The 19,536-nt window shown below is 37.8% G+C and carries 19 protein-coding genes and 1 pseudogene; 16 read left to right on the plus strand and 4 right to left on the minus strand.

Going from position 1 to position 19,536, the window contains the following annotated elements:
* The 3 genes from A8M50_RS08940 to A8M50_RS00425 all read left to right on the plus strand — a co-directional run.
* Window positions 1-540 (plus strand): hypothetical protein (locus A8M50_RS08940; protein ID WP_162270450.1); only part of this gene is annotated, 540 nt, incomplete at its 5' end.
* An 89-nt stretch (window positions 541-629) separates the two neighbouring features.
* On the plus strand, window positions 630-2,099 hold the full coding sequence (locus A8M50_RS00420; protein ID WP_005645778.1) for a surface lipoprotein assembly modifier: 1,470 nt from the start codon (window positions 630-632) through the stop codon (window positions 2,097-2,099).
* A 125-nt stretch (window positions 2,100-2,224) separates the two neighbouring features.
* The gene (locus A8M50_RS00425; RefSeq protein WP_005645640.1) at window positions 2,225-4,075 is read left to right on the plus strand and encodes a monovalent cation:proton antiporter-2 (CPA2) family protein; all 1,851 of its coding nucleotides are present in this window, start codon (window positions 2,225-2,227) and stop codon (window positions 4,073-4,075) included.
* A gap of 69 nt (window positions 4,076-4,144) precedes the next feature.
* Here the strand turns inward: A8M50_RS00425 and A8M50_RS00430 are convergent, their stop codons facing one another.
* The gene (locus A8M50_RS00430) at window positions 4,145-4,651 is read right to left on the minus strand and encodes a single-stranded DNA-binding protein (RefSeq protein ID WP_005645816.1); all 507 of its coding nucleotides are present in this window, start codon (window positions 4,649-4,651) and stop codon (window positions 4,145-4,147) included.
* A 152-nt stretch (window positions 4,652-4,803) separates the two neighbouring features.
* Between A8M50_RS00430 and uvrA the strand changes: the two genes are divergently transcribed.
* The 9 genes from uvrA (at window position 4,804) to secF (ending at window position 15,130) form a co-directional block, all read left to right on the plus strand.
* Window positions 4,804-7,635 (plus strand): excinuclease ABC subunit UvrA, encoded by a 2,832-nt coding sequence (uvrA, locus tag A8M50_RS00435; RefSeq protein WP_005645654.1) that lies wholly within the window; start codon window positions 4,804-4,806, stop codon window positions 7,633-7,635.
* A 157-nt stretch (window positions 7,636-7,792) separates the two neighbouring features.
* Window positions 7,793-8,236 carry an ACP-like domain-containing protein gene (locus tag A8M50_RS00440; RefSeq protein WP_005645765.1) on the plus strand — a complete coding sequence of 148 codons (444 nt, stop codon included), beginning with the start codon at window positions 7,793-7,795 and terminating at the stop codon, window positions 8,234-8,236.
* A gap of 187 nt (window positions 8,237-8,423) precedes the next feature.
* Window positions 8,424-9,515, plus strand: a complete 1,092-nt coding sequence (gene queA, locus A8M50_RS00445) for a tRNA preQ1(34) S-adenosylmethionine ribosyltransferase-isomerase QueA (protein ID WP_005645785.1) — start codon at window positions 8,424-8,426, stop codon at window positions 9,513-9,515.
* A 357-nt stretch (window positions 9,516-9,872) separates the two neighbouring features.
* Window positions 9,873-11,021 (plus strand): tRNA guanosine(34) transglycosylase Tgt, encoded by a 1,149-nt coding sequence (gene tgt / locus A8M50_RS00450; RefSeq protein ID WP_005645731.1) that lies wholly within the window; start codon window positions 9,873-9,875, stop codon window positions 11,019-11,021.
* 64 nt (window positions 11,022-11,085) lie between these two features.
* Entirely contained in the window at window positions 11,086-11,604 is a 519-nt protein-coding gene (locus tag A8M50_RS00455; RefSeq protein WP_032826536.1) for a hemerythrin domain-containing protein, read from the plus strand.
* Window positions 11,601-11,822 carry a sulfurtransferase TusA family protein gene (locus A8M50_RS00460; protein ID WP_005645642.1) on the plus strand — a complete coding sequence of 74 codons (222 nt, stop codon included), beginning with the start codon at window positions 11,601-11,603 and terminating at the stop codon, window positions 11,820-11,822. The genes A8M50_RS00455 and A8M50_RS00460 overlap by 4 nt, the downstream gene beginning before the upstream one ends.
* Window positions 11,823-11,931: 109 nt before the next feature.
* Complete coding sequence (yajC, locus tag A8M50_RS00465) at window positions 11,932-12,225, plus strand: preprotein translocase subunit YajC (protein ID WP_005645638.1); 294 nt, start codon at window positions 11,932-11,934, stop codon at window positions 12,223-12,225.
* A 69-nt stretch (window positions 12,226-12,294) separates the two neighbouring features.
* Complete coding sequence (gene secD / locus A8M50_RS00470) at window positions 12,295-14,145, plus strand: protein translocase subunit SecD (RefSeq protein ID WP_005645619.1); 1,851 nt, start codon at window positions 12,295-12,297, stop codon at window positions 14,143-14,145.
* A gap of 10 nt (window positions 14,146-14,155) precedes the next feature.
* On the plus strand, window positions 14,156-15,130 hold the full coding sequence (gene secF / locus A8M50_RS00475; RefSeq protein ID WP_005645713.1) for a protein translocase subunit SecF: 975 nt from the start codon (window positions 14,156-14,158) through the stop codon (window positions 15,128-15,130).
* A gap of 98 nt (window positions 15,131-15,228) precedes the next feature.
* Here the strand turns inward: secF and A8M50_RS00480 are convergent, their stop codons facing one another.
* Entirely contained in the window at window positions 15,229-16,278 is a 1,050-nt protein-coding gene (locus A8M50_RS00480; RefSeq protein WP_005645548.1) for an AI-2E family transporter, read from the minus strand.
* A gap of 77 nt (window positions 16,279-16,355) precedes the next feature.
* Between A8M50_RS00480 and arsC the strand changes: the two genes are divergently transcribed.
* The 4 genes and pseudogenes from arsC to A8M50_RS00500 all read left to right on the plus strand — a co-directional run.
* Window positions 16,356-16,706, plus strand: coding sequence for an arsenate reductase (glutaredoxin) (gene arsC, locus A8M50_RS00485; protein WP_005645617.1), 351 nt, complete (start codon window positions 16,356-16,358; stop codon window positions 16,704-16,706).
* 67 nt (window positions 16,707-16,773) lie between these two features.
* On the plus strand, window positions 16,774-17,019 hold the full coding sequence (locus A8M50_RS00490) for an alternative ribosome-rescue factor A (RefSeq protein WP_005645720.1): 246 nt from the start codon (window positions 16,774-16,776) through the stop codon (window positions 17,017-17,019).
* A 23-nt stretch (window positions 17,020-17,042) separates the two neighbouring features.
* Window positions 17,043-17,339: a DUF5377 family protein gene (locus A8M50_RS00495; protein WP_005638898.1), complete on the plus strand. Its 297-nt coding sequence runs from the start codon at window positions 17,043-17,045 to the stop codon at window positions 17,337-17,339.
* 46 nt (window positions 17,340-17,385) lie between these two features.
* Window positions 17,386-17,742 (plus strand): annotated as a pseudogene (locus tag A8M50_RS00500) (DUF1440 domain-containing protein); the annotation flags it as partial.
* 83 nt (window positions 17,743-17,825) lie between these two features.
* On the opposite strand, the gene A8M50_RS08975 reads toward A8M50_RS00500, so the two are convergent.
* Together A8M50_RS08975 and mltF are read right to left on the minus strand one after the other, a co-directional pair.
* Window positions 17,826-17,978, minus strand: coding sequence for a hypothetical protein (locus A8M50_RS08975; RefSeq protein WP_005631066.1), 153 nt, complete (start codon window positions 17,976-17,978; stop codon window positions 17,826-17,828).
* Window position 17,979: 1 nt separating this feature from the next.
* A complete protein-coding gene (mltF, locus tag A8M50_RS00505) occupies window positions 17,980-19,431 on the minus strand; it encodes a membrane-bound lytic murein transglycosylase MltF (RefSeq protein ID WP_005645644.1) in 1,452 nt (483 codons plus the stop codon).
* Window positions 19,432-19,536 lie beyond the last annotated feature (105 nt).

Genomic DNA, 19,536 nt, shown 5'->3' on the forward strand with positions numbered 1-19,536 from the left:
GAGGCAGAAGCAGCTAAAGAAGATGCAACTAAACCAGCGGCATCTTCATACGATGATCTTAAAAAGCTGTTTTATCTACCTGTAGTAGATGGTAAATCTAGCGATTTAATTGATGCAACTTATAACGGTAAAGTATTTGCAAAAGTTAAGCTTGGTGACAAGGACGAGGAACGCTACGCACAAACGACGATAGGTGAAGACGGTAATGTTACACTTAATGTTCAAAAAAATTCTCCTGATAAATTTAAAATGTCGGGAACTATCGATAGTAAAACCGTAGGTAGCATTGAGTTGAGAGAAAAAGAGATTATAGAAAATAAAGTGAAAGATGGTCATGTAGGGTTTTGGGATGAGGATGTTGAAGGTAAGTATTCTGCTACTATTTCAAAAAATGGTGATATAGTTGGACGTGTGGAGTATGATCCTCGTCATTACGTAGAAGAGAATCATTTTTATCCAAGCCTTGATGACACAAATGGTGCAACAAAATATATTTTTGGCTATGAAGCCTTTTTTGATGCAACCAAACAACCTAAATAATCGTTATAAAACAATATTTGGCGGATTTTTGTCCGCCATTTTTCAACTTATTGTTTGTTTATAAATATTTACTTAAAGTTACTCATTTTATGAAAAGTATTGCTCTCTTTTTTACTGCACTTTTCCCCGCTCTTGCTTTAGCAGAAACAACGGCACTAGATATTCGTCAAACACCAATTAAAACCGAACTTGAACCACAAATTAATGTCGCTAAGCTTGAAAAACGCGAACAAAATTTACCGCCCTTAGGCACAGAGCAAGCCGAACAAATTCAAATTACCCTTGAGCAACTTAAACAAAACCCCGCTTTAACCCAAGAATTATTAAGCCGTGCCATTTACGCACGCAATCCAGAAATGATAAAAAAATTGCTGGAAATTTACCGCACTTTTCCAAATCGTGACCCGATTATGGAACGCTTTGCGGAAGGAAAATTGGCTGCGATAACGGAAAACTATACTGTAGCCATTGATAAATATCGCGAAATTTTAGCCAAAAATCCAAATTTAAACCCTGTACGAATTGAACTGGCTATTGCTTTATTTAATCAAAAACAAGACGGTGCTGCTAAAGACCAATTTGAAAAAGCACAAACCGCAGAGGATTTACCGCCTCAAGTTAAGCGTTTAATGGATGCTTATTTAGAGGCTTTAAAAGAACGTGATAGCTGGAATGTGGACTTTTCTTTTAATTATGTACGTGATACCAATGTCAACAATGTCGGCGAGGGTAAAACGGTCGCATTAAATAATGGTGGCACCTTAACACGTTCGGAATCTATGATGCCACAAACAGCACACGGCTTAGCGTACTCACTCGATATTTCCAGAGATTTCAATTTATGGCGTTCTCATTACCTCACGGTGGGCAATGAGTTCGGGGGCAAGAGCTATTGGGATAATCATGAATTTGATGATATTTCCAACCGCACTTTTGTTGGCTATGCACATAAAACCGCGAAACAAAATTTCCGTATTAAACCCTTTTATGAAAAACGTTGGTATGGCGGCGAAAGTTACCGTTGGTCTAACGGGGCAAGGGTGGAATTTTCTCGTTGGTTAAGCCCAAATTGGCAACTTTCTACAGCAGGAGAGTTTTCAAAACAACGTTATTTAGACAGTACATCACAAAACGGCAATAACAAACTAATTTCCGCAACCTTACTGTGGGCAAGAACACCGAAACAGTTTTTCTATCTCGGTTCTGATTTCATAGCAGAAAGAACGAAGGTTCGTCAATATGGTTCAGACAGTAAAAGCCTACGTTTAGGTTGGGGACAAGAATGGAATTGGGGTATTTCCTCACGTCTCGGCTTATCATTAATGAAACGTGAATTTAAAGATATTGCCAAACTTGGTAATCTCAATTTGTTTTCTTTTGGAAAACATCGAGAAGATAAAATTTATGGCGTGAATTTATCTCTATGGAAACGCGACTGGCATATTTGGGGAATTACACCAAAACTCCAACTAAGCTGGCGTAAACAAGATAGCAATATTCCAGAAATGTATTCTTACACTCAGAAGAATGTGAATATGTTGTTTGAAAAGACATTCTAAGTTAATTAATTGAACTTAGGTTTATTCATTTTTAAAGTGAGCATAATATGAGATATGCTCACTTTTTTATTTAAAGGAAACTAGTTAGAATACAATTATATTCCGTTTCATCATTGGAGCTATTAATGTCCCATCTTGCCGATTCAGATCTGATTAAAACCGTAATTTTGCTTGCGTCGAGCGTGACTATTGTGCCGTTATTTAAACGCCTAGGGCTTGGTAGTGTGCTAGGGTATTTAGTGGCGGGCTGTATGATTGGTCCTTCAGTGTTCGGTGTTATTCAAGATCCGGCTTCAGTCGTGCATTTGGCTGAATTGGGTGTCGTGATGTTCTTGTTCATTATTGGGCTTGAAATGCACCCTGAACGGCTTTGGTCTATGAAAAAAGCAATTTTTGGTCGGGGATTGTTACAAGTTGGATTCTGTGGTGTGCTGCTTACTTTTGCGGGGATTTATTTACTCGATTTACCGAAAGAAGTCGCGTTTATAGCGGGTATGGGATTTACACTTTCTTCAACCGCGATTGTGATGCAAACGTTAGAAGAACGTTGTATTACCAGTACATCTAAAGGTCAGCGAATTATTTCGACTTTAATTTTTGAAGATATTGCTATTGTGCCATTATTGGCATCAGTGGCGTTTCTTGCGCCTCATTCTGAAGAAAGCACTCATACCGATTGGATGTCTATCGGCATCGCATTAGGGGCAGTAATCGGCTTGATTGTCGCGGGTAAATGGTTAATGAATCCGTTATTCCGATTAATTTCTAAAGCACATATTCGCGAGATGATGACAGCGGGTGCTTTATTAGTTGTACTTGGCGCAGCATTAGCCATGGAAATTGGCGGACTTTCAATGGCAATGGGGGCATTTGTAGCGGGAGTTATGTTGTCAGAATCTTCGTTCCGCCATCAATTAGAAGCGGATATCGAGCCATTTCGTGGTTTATTGCTTGGCCTGTTTTTTATGGGGGTGGGCATGTCATTGGATTTGAGCTTAGTGTTTAATCACTGGTTATTACTACTCGGAATTGTATTCCTTTATATTATTGGCAAAGGACTTTCTGTGTATGTTGTTGCTCGAATCACTCGCTTAGAACATAGGGAAGCAGTCGGAAGAATGTCACTCTTGGCGCACGGTGGTGAATTTGCTTTTGTACTTTTTTCTGCCGCAACGACAGCGGGCGTAATGAGTAACCATGAAAATGCTACTTTTACTGCTGCAGTAATTATTTCCATGTTGTTTTCTCCATTTATTACACAAATTACTCGTAAATTAGCGCAATCTGGAGAGAGAAAATCAGCGACTCAACCAGATACGAGCGATCTGTCGCCTATTGATGATTTAGAAGATAACGTGCTTGTAATTGGTTTTGGCCGCTTTAGCCAGATCGTATGTCAAACATTATTAATCCGTGGCATCAGCGTTTCAGTGATTGATCGTAATATAGAAAATATCCGTGCTGCGGCAAAATTTGGTTTTAAAGTCTATTATGGTGACGGTATTCGTTTGGATGTACTTTACGCCGCGGGAATTGAAAAAGCTAAATGTGTCGTGATTGGTATTAATGATACAGATCGCATTGAAACGATTGTGAGCCAACTTAAAGGAGCTTATCCAAACTTGCCGATTTTAACCCGCACTTATGATAGAAAAACGACAGTAAGCCTAATTAAGCAAGATGTGGATTTTATTGTGCGTGAAACTTTTGAATCTGCCATTGCCCTTAGCCAAGCAACATTGATGAAACTTGGCATTGATAAGATTGAGGCTGATGAAGTCATTAAAGAAGTTAGAGCATTGGATCAAGAACGTCTAAATGAGGAAGTTCTGCATGGTTTTTCTAATGAAATCTTAAAAAAATATTGGACGCCAAAACCATTTATTAAACCTCATGTCGATGCTCAAGCATTAAATGATGAAACAGCAGGAATATTGATTGAGGAATCTGAAGAAACGTCAAATAATAATTCTTAAAATTCTTTCAATACATTTCAACTAAAAAAGGAAGCAAATTGCTTCCTTTTTGTTTTGAGTCCGTTTGAATTAGAAGGGGATATCGTCATCGAATCCATCCATTGGTGGCTCAGCCTGTGGTGCAACTTGTTGTGGTGCTGGACGAGATGATTGATAATTACCACTATTGTTAGTTTGACGAGCTTGGTAAGAAGGTTGTGGTGCAGCTCCCATATCACTAGGGTAACCACCTGCGTTTTGATTGCGCGCACCAAGCATTTGCATTACATCACCTTGAATTTCTGTGGTGTAACGATCTTGACCATTTTGATCTTGCCATTTACGCGTTTTTAGACGACCTTCCACATATACTTGAGAGCCTTTGCGTAAATATTCACCGCAAATCTCCGCTTGACGACGATAGAATACAATGCGGTGCCATTCCGTTACTTCACGGCGCTCGCCAGTATTGCGGTCGTTCCAGCTTTCACTCGTTGCTACGCTAATATTTGCTACGGCATCGCCATTCGGCATGGTACGAATTTCAGGATCATTGCCTAGATGACCCACAATAATGACTTTGTTAACTCCAGCCATAAAAAACCTCATTTTTTATCTAAAAAAGTGCGGTTATTTTGCCTGAAATTTTTCAAAAGATCTATATATTTTAACTGGATATTTGCACAGATATTAAAATATGCGATAATGATCGCAGAATTTAAACTTATTTCATCCTTTTGAGTTATTTTATGGAAAATATCGATATTCGCGGGGCTCGAACCCATAACCTGAAAAATATAAATCTAACTATTCCACGCAATAAACTTGTGGTGATCACTGGGCTTTCAGGTTCGGGAAAATCCTCTTTAGCGTTTGATACACTTTATGCGGAAGGTCAGCGCCGCTATGTTGAATCTCTTTCGGCGTATGCGCGTCAGTTTTTATCTTTAATGGAAAAGCCTGATGTGGATTCTATTGAGGGACTTTCCCCTGCAATTTCGATTGAACAAAAATCTACCTCACACAATCCACGTTCTACGGTGGGAACAATTACGGAAATTTACGATTATTTACGTTTATTGTTTGCCCGAGTAGGTGAACCGCGTTGTCCAGATCATGATGTTCCATTAACGGCACAAACGATTAGTCAAATGGTGGATAAAGTATTAAGTTTGCCAGAAGACAGTAAGATGATGTTACTTGCGCCAGTTGTCAAAAATCGAAAAGGTGAACATGTTAAGACTCTAGAAAATATTGCAGCGCAAGGTTATATTCGAGCACGTATTGATGGCGAAATTTGTGATTTATCTGATCCACCAAAATTAGAGTTACAGAAAAAACATACTATTGAAGTGGTGGTAGATCGCTTTAAAGTGCGGTCAGATTTAGCAACACGTTTAGCAGAGTCTTTTGAAACCGCATTAGAGCTTTCAGGTGGCACCGCGATTGTGGCAGATATGGATAATCCGAAAGCGGAAGAATTAGTTTTTTCGGCAAATTTTGCTTGTCCGCATTGCGGTTATTCTGTGCCAGAATTAGAACCACGTTTATTTTCCTTTAATAATCCTGCCGGAGCTTGCCCTACTTGTGATGGTTTGGGTATGCAACAATATTTTGATGAAGATCGTGTGGTGCAAAATCCAACTATTTCCCTTGCTGGTGGTGCGGTAAAAGGTTGGGATCGTCGTAATTTCTATTATTATCAAATGCTCACCTCATTGGCGAAACATTATGATTTTGATGTTGAAGCCCCTTATGAATCTTTGCCAAAGAAAATTCAACACATCATTATGCATGGCTCAGGTAAAGAGGAAATTGAATTCCAATATATGAATGATCGTGGCGATGTGGTTATTCGCAAGCATCCTTTTGAAGGTATTTTGAATAATATGGCTCGCCGATATAAAGAAACAGAATCAATGTCGGTGCGAGAAGACTTAGCAAAAAATATTAGCAATCGACCTTGTGCAGACTGTGGTGGATCTCGTTTACGACCAGAAGCGCGTAATGTGTATATTGGAAAAACGAATTTACCGATGATCGCGGAAAAAAGCATTGGTGAAACGCTCGAATTTTTCACCGCACTTTCTCTTACTGGTCAAAAAGCGCAAATTGCAGAAAAAATTCTTAAAGAAATCCGTGAGCGTTTGCAGTTCTTAGTGAATGTAGGTTTGAATTATCTTTCTCTTTCTCGTTCAGCTGAAACTCTTTCAGGCGGTGAAGCACAACGTATTCGCCTTGCTAGCCAAATTGGTGCGGGGCTTGTTGGTGTAATGTATGTATTAGATGAACCTTCTATTGGCCTACATCAACGTGATAATGAACGCTTACTTAACACGTTAATTCATCTGCGTAATCTTGGTAATACAGTAATTGTCGTGGAACACGATGAAGACGCGATTCGTGCGGCTGACTATATTATTGATATTGGACCTGGTGCTGGCGTGCATGGCGGGCAAGTTATTGCGCAAGGAAATGCCGATGAAATTATGCTGAATCCAAATTCCATCACGGGACAATTTTTATCGGGCGCAGATAAAATCGAAATTCCTAAAAAACGCACCGCACTTGATAAGAAAAAATGGCTCAAACTTAAAGGGGCATCAGGTAATAACTTAAAAAATGTGAATTTAGATATTCCCGTTGGTTTGTTTACTTGCGTAACTGGTGTATCAGGCTCAGGAAAATCAACACTCATTAATGACACTTTATTTCCACTTGCGCAAAATGCATTAAATCGAGCGGAAAAGACGGATTACGCACCTTATCAGTCTATCGAGGGATTAGAGCATTTCGATAAAGTTATTGATATTAACCAAAGCCCGATAGGACGTACGCCACGTTCAAATCCTGCCACTTATACAGGTTTATTTACCCCGATTCGTGAACTTTTTGCAGGTGTGCCAGAGGCACGTGCTCGTGGTTATAATCCGGGGCGTTTTAGCTTTAACGTACGAGGTGGGCGCTGTGAAGCCTGTCAAGGCGATGGTGTACTCAAAGTTGAAATGCATTTTTTACCCGATGTTTATGTTCCTTGCGACCAATGTAAAGGTAAACGCTATAATCGCGAAACCTTAGAAATTCGTTACAAAGGCAAAACGATTCATCAAGTTTTAGATATGACGGTGGAAGAGGCTCGCGAGTTTTTTGATGCGATTCCAATGATTGCAAGAAAATTACAAACCTTGATGGATGTGGGATTATCCTATATTCGATTAGGTCAATCTTCTACAACACTTTCAGGAGGTGAAGCGCAGCGCGTTAAGCTAGCGACGGAGCTTTCTAAACGTGATACAGGTAAAACTTTATATATTCTAGATGAGCCGACTACTGGTTTGCATTTCGCTGACATTAAGCAATTACTTGAAGTACTGCATCGATTACGCGATCAAGGAAATACTATCGTCGTCATTGAACACAATCTTGATGTGATTAAAACGGCAGACTGGATTGTTGATCTTGGTCCTGAAGGGGGAAGTGGTGGCGGACAAATTATTGCTACAGGCACACCTGAAGAAGTTGCTAAAGTCGCAGGATCTCATACCGCCAGATTCCTTAAACCAATTTTGGAAAAACGTTAAAAATTACCGCACTTTTAGTATAAAAAGTCGTAAAATGAAAATTAGAATTTAGTTTCATGTTAATCGATTTTTTGATTTAACATTGGGAACTTTATTTAATTAAACGTATCTAAGTAGCGCCTCAGTCAGATTGGGGCTTAATTAAGAGGATTTAATGATGAACTTTACTAAAGTTTTACCGGCATTTGCTGCCGCTGTTGTATTATCTGCATGCGCAAAAGAAGCACCAGTAATGGAAAAAGCATCGACTCAAATGGCTGCTCAAACTGCGTCAACTATTACTGACAAAACAGTAGTTTATTCTTGTAATAAAAAAACTGTGACTGCAGTGTATCAATTTGAAAATCAAGAGCCAGTTGCGGCAATGGTTAGTTTAGGTAACAAAATTATTGCAAAAGATTTTGCTCGTGATAAATCACAAAATGATTTTACAAGTTTCACTTCTGGTGACTATGTTTGGAATGTAGATAGTGGTTTAACTTTAGATAAATTTGATTCTGTTGTGCCGGTGAATTTAATTCAAAAAGGCAAAACTAGCGATAAGATCATCATCAAAAACTGTGATGTAAACGCAAAAGCAACTAAAAAAGCAAATTTATAATTCATCAAAATGGCTAGCGTAATTGCTAGCCATTGTTCTATCTTAAATAGTTCTTAACTTGCATCAGCTCAATAGATAAATAAAAAATTTTAACTACAACATAGAAGATAAGATTTTTATTTTTTCTTGAGATCATCCCCGATTCAAACTAGACTTACCGCCTGTTTTATTTAACCTAAACTTTATTATGCGTGTTTCAGATTTTAATTTCGATTTACCTGATGAACTTATTGCTCGCTATCCAAAAGAGGATAGAGCATCTTGCCGTTTATTACATTTGAATGGGGAAAATGGAGCGGTAATTGACCGCACTTTTTCAGATGTATTGGATTTAATTGATGAAGGCGATTTATTGATTTTCAATAATACTCGCGTCATTCCTGCAAGAATGTTTGGGCGTAAAGCCAGCGGTGGGAAAATTGAAGTTTTAGTTGAACGCATGTTAGATGAGCATCGTTTCTTAGCGCATATTCGTTCATCAAAATCACCCAAAGAAGGGGCTGAATTATTTTTAGGTGAAGATAAATTAGGCGAAAATCATGGAATTAAAGCGGTAATGACAGCGCGTCATAGCGCATTGTTTGAAGTGGAATTAAGTGATAAATCAACCGCTCTTTTAGATGTGTTGCAAACCATTGGACATATGCCATTGCCGCCTTATATTGACCGTCCTGATGAAGAAGCCGATCAAGAATGTTATCAAACGGTTTATAGTCAAGTACCGGGGGCTGTCGCAGCGCCAACAGCAGGATTACATTTTGATGAGAACTTACTTGAGAAACTCAAAGCTAAAGGCGTGAATTTTGAATTTGTCACATTGCATGTAGGCGCGGGCACATTCCAGCCTGTTCGAGTCGAAAATATTGAAGATCATGTGATGCATGCAGAATACGTAGAAGTTTCCCAAGAAGTTTGCAATGCAATTATTGCAACAAAGAAAGCGGGTAAACGTGTTATTGCAGTGGGAACGACTTCTGTTCGCTCTATTGAAAGTGCGGCGCTTTCTGCGGAAGAATTTGGCAATCCAGATTTAATTGAGCCTTATTTTTCTGATACTTCTATTTTTATTTATCCAGGAAAAAAATTCCGAGTGGTGGATTGTTTAATTACTAATTTCCACTTACCTGAAAGCACATTGATAATGTTAGTTTCAGCTTTTGCTGGTTATAAAAATACTATGAATGCGTATAAGCATGCAGTGCAAGAAAAATATCGTTTCTTTAGTTATGGCGATGCGATGTTTATTAATAAAAATTCTAATGTGAGAGGATTGGAATAAGTTGTTTGACTTGTAATTAGTCAGCACCTACAATAAAGAGCAAGAGATGGCGGTAACTATCCCTTGTCGGCATCCCTTGTCGGAGAATCTACATAGCCAGCGCTACCTTTCAATAGTAGGCAAAGTAGAATAACAATGATTAGTTTAATAATGAGATTAATCATAGTTTTTATCCTCAATTTGATTACAAATGAAGGATCTACTCAAACAGCCCGTTAGGTGCATACTGGCGGACTGATTTTAGCAGATCCGCCTCTGCTCAAAGAGCATTGGAAATATAATATCACAAGGCCTGTATTTTTTAACAGGCTTTTTTATTCAAAAAAATCTTCGAACTGTTTATTCGTTGGAGCAAAAATGAAGTATGAATTAGATAAAACAAGCGGCAATGCTCGTCGTGGTCGCTTGGTATTTGAACGTCCACAAGGCACGTTCAGTGTAGAAACCCCTGCGTTTATGCCAGTGGGCACTTATGGCACCGTAAAAGGCATGACACCAGAAGAAGTGCGTGCGACAGGTGCAGAAATTTTGCTTGGTAACACCTTCCATTTATGGCTTCGTCCTGGACAGGAAGTGATGCGTAAACACGGTGATTTGCACGACTTTATGCAATGGCATCGCCCGATTTTGACAGACAGTGGCGGGTTCCAAGTATTTAGTTTAGGTAAATTACGTAAAATCACCGAAGAAGGCGTGAAATTCCAAAACCCAATTAATGGTGAGCGCATTTTCCTTTCACCTGAAAAATCCATGGAAATTCAATATGATTTGGGTTCTGACATTGTGATGATTTTCGATGAATGTACGCCTTATCCAGCGACTTTCGATTATGCGAAAAAATCCATGGAAATGTCTCTTCGTTGGGCCAAACGCAGCCGTGATCGCTTTGATGAATTAGGCAATAAGAATGCACTATTTGGTATTATTCAAGGCGGCGTATTTGAAGAATTACGCAAAGTATCACTAGAAGGTTTAGTGAATATTGGCTTTGACGGTTATGCGGTGGGCGGTTTAGCGGTAGGCGAACCGAAAGAAGATATGCACCGTATTTTGGAATATATTTGTCCACAAATCCCGGCTGATAAACCGCGTTATTTAATGGGGGTAGGTAAACCAGAAGATTTAGTGGAAGGCGTACGTCGTGGTATTGATATGTTTGACTGTGTAATGCCAACTCGTAACGCACGTAATGGTCATTTATTTGTGACTGATGGTATTGTTAAAATCCGTAATGCAAAATATCGCGATGATACCAGCCCATTGGATCCTGAATGTGATTGCTACACCTGTAAAAACTACACCAAAGCGTATTTATATCATTTAGATAAATGCGGTGAAATTTTAGGTGCACGCTTAAATACCATTCACAATTTACGCTATTATCAACGTTTAATGGCGGAAATCCGTCAAGCGATTGAAGACGATCGTTTTGATGATTTTGTGGTGGAATTCTATGCTCGCATGGGCAAACCTGTTCCACCATTACAATTAGCGGATAAATCATAATTGATGAAAGTGCGGTAGAAAAATGAAGCGTTTTTTGACCGCACTTTTTAACAAAGGAAACCTTATGCAAATTCTTGAACCTCAACAATTCGCCACCTGGAATGAACCTATTGAAATGCTTTATGCCTGTCATAGTAAGGTAAAACGTTTTTGTCGCCAGTTAAGCATTTTGCCTGATTATCTAGAAAAACATGGCTATACTCAGGCTGTGTTAAATGATGTTGAGCAGATTTTAACTTATTTCAATTGTGCCGCACCGTTACATCATGAGGATGAAGAATTAGATTTTTTCCCTCAATTAGTCAAAGTGGCTCCGCAAGCACAAAGCTCCATTGATGAATTAGAAAAACAGCACGAATATTTGCATGAAAATTGGAATGCACTATCTGCGCAGTTAGAAGCGCTTATTTCTGAACAACGTCAAAATATTGATGAACATTTAATTGAACGCTTTATTCAAGGTTATGATCGTCATATTGCGTTAGAAGAACCGCTATTTGAAATGGGGCGTGAATGCTTAAGTGCGGATATTTTGGCTGAAATGGGCAAGAGCATGAGTGCTCGTCGTCAAATTAAAGAATGAAATATCAGCTCAATTTAACCGCACTTCGATGTCCGATTCCTCTTTTAAGTGCCCAAAAAGCCTTAAAAAATTTGGATAAAAATGATGAGCTAATGCTGATCTTAAACCTTGAAAGTGCGGTGGAAAATTTTTCTATTTTTGCAGAAGAAAATTCGGTTGCTTTGGTCGAGCAATATTACGCTTCGGAAAAAGAATTTATCGTTATCTTGAAAAAATAAAATTAATCGCCATAACGTAGGATATTGGGCGTGGTTCACCTTTCCCAATGAGTCAATTTATGGTATTTTAAGCACAATTTTCAACTTAAATTAACAAGGAAAACATACAATGGAAGCACAAAGCCCAATGTCCACGTTATTTATTTTCGTGATCTTTGGTTTAATTTTTTACTTTATGATTTATCGCCCGCAAGCTAAACGCAATAAAGAACATAAAAAATTGATGTCTGAGCTTGCAAAAGGTACTGAAGTTTTAACCGCTGGTGGTTTAATCGGCAAAATTACTAAAGTAACCGAAGGTAGCGATAGCATCGTGATTGCGTTAAACGACACGACAGAAATTACGATTAATCGTAACTACATTGTGAGCGTTCTTCCTAAAGGTTCATTAAAATCACTTTAAGAGTAACGTTAAATTATTTTCCAGAGCCACGAATTGTGGCTCTGTGCGTTAGAAAAGAAAAGGAAAACTATGTTAAACCGTTATCCATTATGGAAGAATTTGATGGTGATTTTTATTGTGGCCATCGGGATTTTATATTCTCTTCCAAATATTTATGGTGAAGATCCTGCGGTTCAAATTTCTGGTACGCGCGGTCAAGAAGCGAATACTAGCGTGCTTGGACAAGTTCAAGATGTGCTTAAAACCAACAATCTTCCAACCAAATCTATCGTGCTTGAGAACGGCTCAATTCTAGCTCGTTTCACTAATACCGATGATCAACTCCTCGCTAAAGATAAAATTGCTGAACGTCTTGGCAATAATTACACCACTGCATTAAATCTTGCGCCTGCCACTCCAGCTTGGTTAAGTATGTTTGGTGCTAACCCAATGAAATGGGGATTAGACTTACGCGGTGGGGTTCGTTTTTTGATGGAAGTTGATATGAATGCTGCACTTGTAAAACGCCAAGAGCAATTACAAGACAGTTTACGTAATGAACTTCGCAAAGAAAAAATTCAATATACGGCAATTAAAAATACTGAGCACTTTGGTACTTCTGTCACATTGGCCGATGCAAGTCAACGCTCTAAAGCGGAACGTATTATTCATCAGTTACATCCAACCTTAGATATAACAGAGTTGGATAACGATAGTATCAATTTAGGTCTTTCAACTTCAGCATTAAATGAAGCACGCGACTTAGCAATTGAGCAAAACTTAACGATTTTACGTAAACGTGTTGCTGAATTAGGTGTATCTGAGGCGGTTATTCAACGTCAAGGTGCTGAACGTATTGTGATTGAATTACCTGGTGTTCAAGATACTGCTCGCGCAAAAGAAATTTTAGGGGCAACTGCAACGCTTGAGTTTCGTATTGTAAATCAAAATGTTACAGCCGATGCAATTTCTCGTAATATGTTGCCAGCTGATTCGGAAGTTAAATATGATCGCCAAGGTCATCCTGTTGCATTATTTAAACGCGCAGTATTAGGTGGTGAGCATATTATTAATTCAAGTTCTGGTTTAGATCAGCATTCAAGCACCCCGCAAGTGAGTGTAACCTTGGATGGTGAAGGTGGTGAGATTATGTCTCAAACCACCAAAAAATATTACAAGAAACCAATGGCGACGCTTTATGTTGAATATAAAGATAACGGTAAAAAAGACGAAAATGGTAAAACTATTTTAGAAAAACATGAGGAAGTCATTAATGTGGCGACGATCCAAGGTCGTTTCAGTTCTAATTTCCAAATTACCGGTGTTGATAGTATCGCGGAAGCGCACAATCTTTCTACCTTATTGAAATCTGGCGCATTAATTGCACCAATTCAAATTGTTGAAGAACGTACAATTGGCCCATCTTTGGGTGCACAAAATGTAGAACAAGGGATTAATGCGAGCTTTTGGGGACTCATCGCTGTGATTGTCTTTATGCTGTTCTACTACAAAATGTTCGGTATTATCGCAAGTTTTGCTTTGGTCATTAATATTGTGTTGTTAGTGGGGTTAATGTCTATTTTACCTGGTGCGACACTTTCCATGCCAGGAATTGCCGGTATTGTATTAACCTTAGGTATGTCGGTGGATGCAAACGTGTTGATTTTTGAACGTATTAAAGAAGAAATTCGTAATGGTCGTCCAATTCAACAAGCAATCAATGAAGGTTACAACGGGGCGTTTACCTCTATTTTTGATGCTAACTTAACGACAATTTTAACCGCAATTATCTTGTATGCGGTGGGGACTGGCCCAATTCAAGGATTTGCGATTACGCTTTCACTTGGTGTGGCAATTTCAATGTTTACCGCAATTACAGGAACACGTGCATTAGTTAATACGCTTTATGGCGGCAAACAACTTAAGAAATTATCAATTTAGGTAGGGAACGATGAAAATTTTTGCAAAAGATAAAGACGGACATTTTATCCGTGAAATCAATGGGATTAAACTCCCGTTCCCATTGACCGAATTTATGAAAATGCGTAAATGGGGATATGTTTTTTCCGCACTTTTAATGGCCGTTTCGCTATTTTTTATCGTATCAAAAGGCTTCAACTGGGGCTTGGATTTTACCGGTGGGGTTGTTTTTGATACCCATTTTTCACAATCTGCAGACTTAGAAAAAATCCGTGGTAAGCTCCATGAAAATGGTATTGAAAGCCCAATTGTGCAGACAACGGGTTCTGTTCAAGATGTCATGATTCGTTTACCAGCTACGGACAATGATTCAGGCATTGGAGATCGTGTAAAAGGGATGCTCCAAGAAGTAGATTCTGGCATTAAGATTCGTAGTGTTGAATTCGTTGGACCAAACGTAGGGGAAGAATTGGCTCAAGGAGCGGTATATGCGACATTAGCAACATTAGCGATGATGCTAGTTTATGTAGGTTCTCGTTTTGAATGGCGTTTAGGTTTCGGCGGTATTGCATCCCTTGCGCATGACGTAATTATTACTCTTGGTGTGTTTTCAGCGTTACAAATCGAAATTGATTTAACCTTCGTTGCAGCGATTTTATCTGTTGTGGGTTATTCTATTAACGATAGTATCGTAGTTTTTGACCGTGTGCGTGAAAACTTCAGAAAAATAAGACGTCTAGATACGATTGATATTATTGATGTTTCTTTAACGCAAACTTTATCAAGAACCATCATGACCTCTGCTACAACATTAATTGTTGTTATTGCATTGTTCTTTTTTGGTGGTCCATCAATTCATAACTTCTCTTTAGCGTTACTTATTGGTATTGGATTTGGTACATATTCTTCAATCTTTATTGCAATCGCAATTGCATACGATGTTGGATTACGCCGTGAACATATGATCCCGCCTAAAGTAGATAAGGAAATTGATGAATTACCTTAGTTAAATTCTATTCTTAGAATAAACTTCAATAAAAAATAGTTAACCAAAAATTCATGGTTAACTATTTTTTTATTTGTATCGCTTTTTAATTTAGACTTTTAATCTTGAGGTAAAGCATTTATAACCGCTTTCACTAAAGTCGCTAAAGGAATGGCAAAGAATACGCCCCAAAATCCCCATAAACCGCCGAAAATTAATACTGAAATGATAATAATCAATGGATGCAAATTCACTGCTTCAGAAAATAAATAAGGGACGAGTAAGTTTCCATCTAAGAGCTGGCTCACAGCAAAAGCGATGATGATATACCAAAATGTTGGGGTGATTCCAAATTGGAATAAAGCAACCAATGCAACTGGAATCGTGACAATTACCGCGCCAATATAAGGAACGAGAACTGAAAGCCCCACCGCAAAAGCCAATAAGAGCGGGTAATTTAGTCCGAATATTAAGAAAATAATGTAGGTGATGAGCGTGACAATCAGAATTTCTAATAATTTTCCATGAATGTAGTTGGAAATTTGCTGTTGCATTTCTTTCCATACTTTGAAAGCTAAGTTTCTATTTTTTGGTAAAAAATGGCTCACGCCTTGTAAAAGTTCTGATTTATCCTTCAACATAAAAAACATCATTAATGGCACTAAAAAGGCATAAATCCCTAAAGAAACCAAGTTCATGATGGAGGATAAAGAAAGTTTTACCGCAGATTCACCAAAACCAAGGATTTTTTCTCGCACAGAATTGAAAATAGAATCTACCATTGAATAGTCGATGAGTTCAGGATAATGCTCAGGTAAGTTTAGTAACCATTCATTGAGCTTATTAAACATTGCGGGCAAATCACTTAATAAGGAAATAGTTTGATTCCATAGCATTGGCATGAGGATCAAAAAGAAGATTGTCGCTAGTCCAATAAAGCCACCAAAAATGATGATTGTGGCTAACATTCTTGGACATTTTAAATGTTGATGCAAAAAATTGATCGGCATTTCTAGTAAATAGGATAGTACTAGAGCAATCAACAACGGCGCGATTAAATCTCCAAAAAAATAAATGGAGATAAAGCCAAATAATAATATTGCTAATAGCCCCATCGCTTGTGGATCGCTTAAGCGACGCGAGTACCAGCTTTTCAACATTTCTAGCATAATTTCTTTTCCTATAAGTATTTTTTGCCATTATAAGTTAAAATTTATAGTGTTTATAGCTACTAAGAGGAAATCCTATGTCTGTCGTGATTTATCACAACCCTCGTTGTTCAAAAAGTCGTGAAACGCTAGCATTATTAGAAAATCAAGGAGTTCAGCCAATCGTTGAATTGTATTTGCAAAAACAGTATTCCGTTAATGAATTACAAAGCATTGCTCAAAAATTAGGGATTGATGATGTGCGCCAAATGATGCGTACGAAAGATGATTTATATAAAAGCTTAAATTTAGATAATTTAGATCTCTCTCAAGCTGAATTATTAAAAGCCATGAGTGAACATTCAGCGCTTATTGAACGTCCAATCGTTATCAATGGTAATCAAGCTAAAATTGGGCGTCCGCCAGAAAGTGTACTTGAGATTTTGTAATTTAAACGTTTGCGCGTATAATACTCCTGCCGTGGAAATCCTTCCGCGGCTTTTTTGAGGAAAAATCATGGGAAAGAAACAAAAAAGTGCGGTTGAAAATGAAACCGTTTATTTGCACACTCGAGGAGTGATAAAAGATAATGCAGTGATGGCATTATTGCATGATAAATTATTTCGTCAGCGTGTTGAGAAAAAACGCAAAGGGAAAGGGAGTTACCAACGTAAAGCGAAACACGCAGGGAAAATGTTTGAAAAGCCCGATTATAAATTTTTTGATTACAAAGACTTTATAATCGGGTTTTTCTTAGGCTAAAAATAGTAAAAAGGAGTATAAAAATGTCAAATCAGCCTCAAGTCCTATTTAATAATACATGGAATGTACGCATTAGTGATCCTGGTGAAGAGGGGGCTAAAAGCCATTTTTTTGAAACTATTTACCTCACTTTAACGGCATATTTTGAAGAAAATAGAGTACGTTATGAGTTTGTTCGTAAAGTAGAAGATCAAATAAAAATTCAACGCTCTTTTACAGAACTAAATGAGTTATTCAAATTTCTGGGTGATTATTTTGATCCCGTTTTTATTGGATTATTAGGCGTAAAAATTGGGAACCTTGGTGTGAAATCAGAATAATAACTTGACTAATCCACAAAGTATTTTAGCAAAATACCTATATTTAGGTGCCAATCCAACAAATGTGGCATTTACCTTTGCTGATCATGCATTCAATTGGATTAGTGTTACCCATATGATCTTTTCTTTAGTTTTTGCGATTGGTTACTGCTTAGTCGCAGAACGTTTTCCAAAAATTAAATTTTGGCAAGGTATTGGAGCAGGGATTATTGCTAATATTTGCGTGCACTATATTACTTTCCCTGCACTAGATTTAACCCCACCAGTTGCAGAATGGCCGCTATATGAACATATTTCAGAATTAGTTGGGCATATTTTCTGGTTCTAGACTATTGAGGTTATTCGTCGTGATTTACGTAATCGCTTAACTGGCGAGCCAGATGCAGAGATTCCTTTAGCTTAAGCTAAACAATATAAATTTTGATAAGAAACGGGTTAAGACTAATAAGTTTTAACCCGTTTTTTTGTTGGATAGAGATGCTTTAATTAACAACAAATTTCTTGTACGACAAATTGTAATGAATGTCTTGCAAATTGCTGTTGTTTACGGTGTTTCAAGCGTCTCAAACGTAGGTTACGTGATAAAGAGGTTTGTTGTAAATTGGTTTTCTTTTTAAGAAAAGTTTTGCGTTTTAACATTTTATTTATCCTTTTTTTCTTTTATTTCTTCTGAATTTCCAACCGCACTTTCGTTGTTTGCATTATCATTCGTTGTTTGATTTTCTTGGACTCGATGATAATTCACAATGCTATTCATATAGCGGCGAATATTTTCTACATATTGATGGGCTTCATAGCCTCGTGCATAGCCGTATTTCAGTTGGGAATAATAGCGTTTTTCTGCTAATAAAGGCAGATTTTTTTTCACATCGAGCCAATTATCTGGATTTCCGCCAAGATTTTTGGTTAAACGACGCGCATCAATTAAGTGGCCTAGTCCCATGTTATAGGCGGCCAAGGCAAACCAAATTCTTTCTTCTTTTTCAATGGTTTCTGGAATTTGACTAATTAGCCAGTGTAAATATTCTGATCCCGCTTTAATGCTTTGTTCAGGATCTGTTCTATCACTGATTTTCATATGTTGCGCAGTATCTTTCGTTAGCATCATTATGCCACGCACGCCCGTAGGTGATGTTGCATCTGGATTCCAATGAGATTCTTGATAAGCGACGGCCGCGAGTAATCGCCAATCTAATTCACCTTTATATTTTTCAAAGAGCGGTGAAAATTGTGGCAATATATTTTCAATCGCGTTCATATAAGAGCGCGTATCCACGTAATCAAATTGTGAAATATGCCCTAAATATTTTTCTTTTAAATTATCTACTAGCCCTGTTTCTTGTGCATTATTCATAAAATTGAGTAAGGCAGCTTGCAAATCATTGTAGGCATTATTTGGTAAATACCAGTGAATGTTTGCTTCATCAGTAATATCAAAGGCAATGGCTAATTCTGGTTTGATTTGTTGGATCGCCGCGATATCAATGGAATTTGCAATAACGTAAGGAATTTTTCCTTCAGATAGTTGTAGCAATAGTTCTTCTTGAGTAAACGCTTGATTTCTTTTCCAAGTTAATTGTGGGGATTGTTTTTGTAATTCTTTTAGTGTTTCTTCCAATGATGAATTGTTAGCGATATAAATTTCTTTCTTGATATCGCCTAGATTTTTAGGGCGTTGTTCATCTTTTCGATAAGCTAATTGCCATGAAGCTGAATGATATGCCGGGCCAATTTGGAAACGTTCAGCATTATTAGGATGATATAAAAGGTGAGCCGCAGCTAAATCAATATTATGCTTATCTAACTCATTAAATAATTGTTCTTGATTATCGAAAGTTTTAATTTCGAGTTCTACACCTAGTGAATCAGCAAATGCTTTAGCCAATTCATATTCAAAGCCTCGTTCGCCGTCTTTATTTATAAAATAAGAAATAGGGTTGTTCATTGTGCCCACCATGAGTGAGCCTCGTTCTTGAATTGCTGTATAGTGGTTTTCTTCAGAATGGCGTAAAAATTGCCATGGGAATACCATATCAATAGCCCAAAGCAACAAAGCCAAGGCAGTAATAATACGTAAAAAGAGACCTTTCAATGATTTTTCCTATATAAAAAGCTTGCGGGATTGTAGCCAGAATTTAAGCAATAGACAATAAAAAGCCCCTTGAGGTTCAAGGGGCTAATTCTACTTTATCATTAG

The sequence above is a fragment of the Haemophilus haemolyticus genome, assembly GCF_001679045.1.
In the GTDB taxonomy this organism is placed as follows: Bacteria; Pseudomonadota; Gammaproteobacteria; order Enterobacterales; family Pasteurellaceae; genus Haemophilus; species Haemophilus haemolyticus.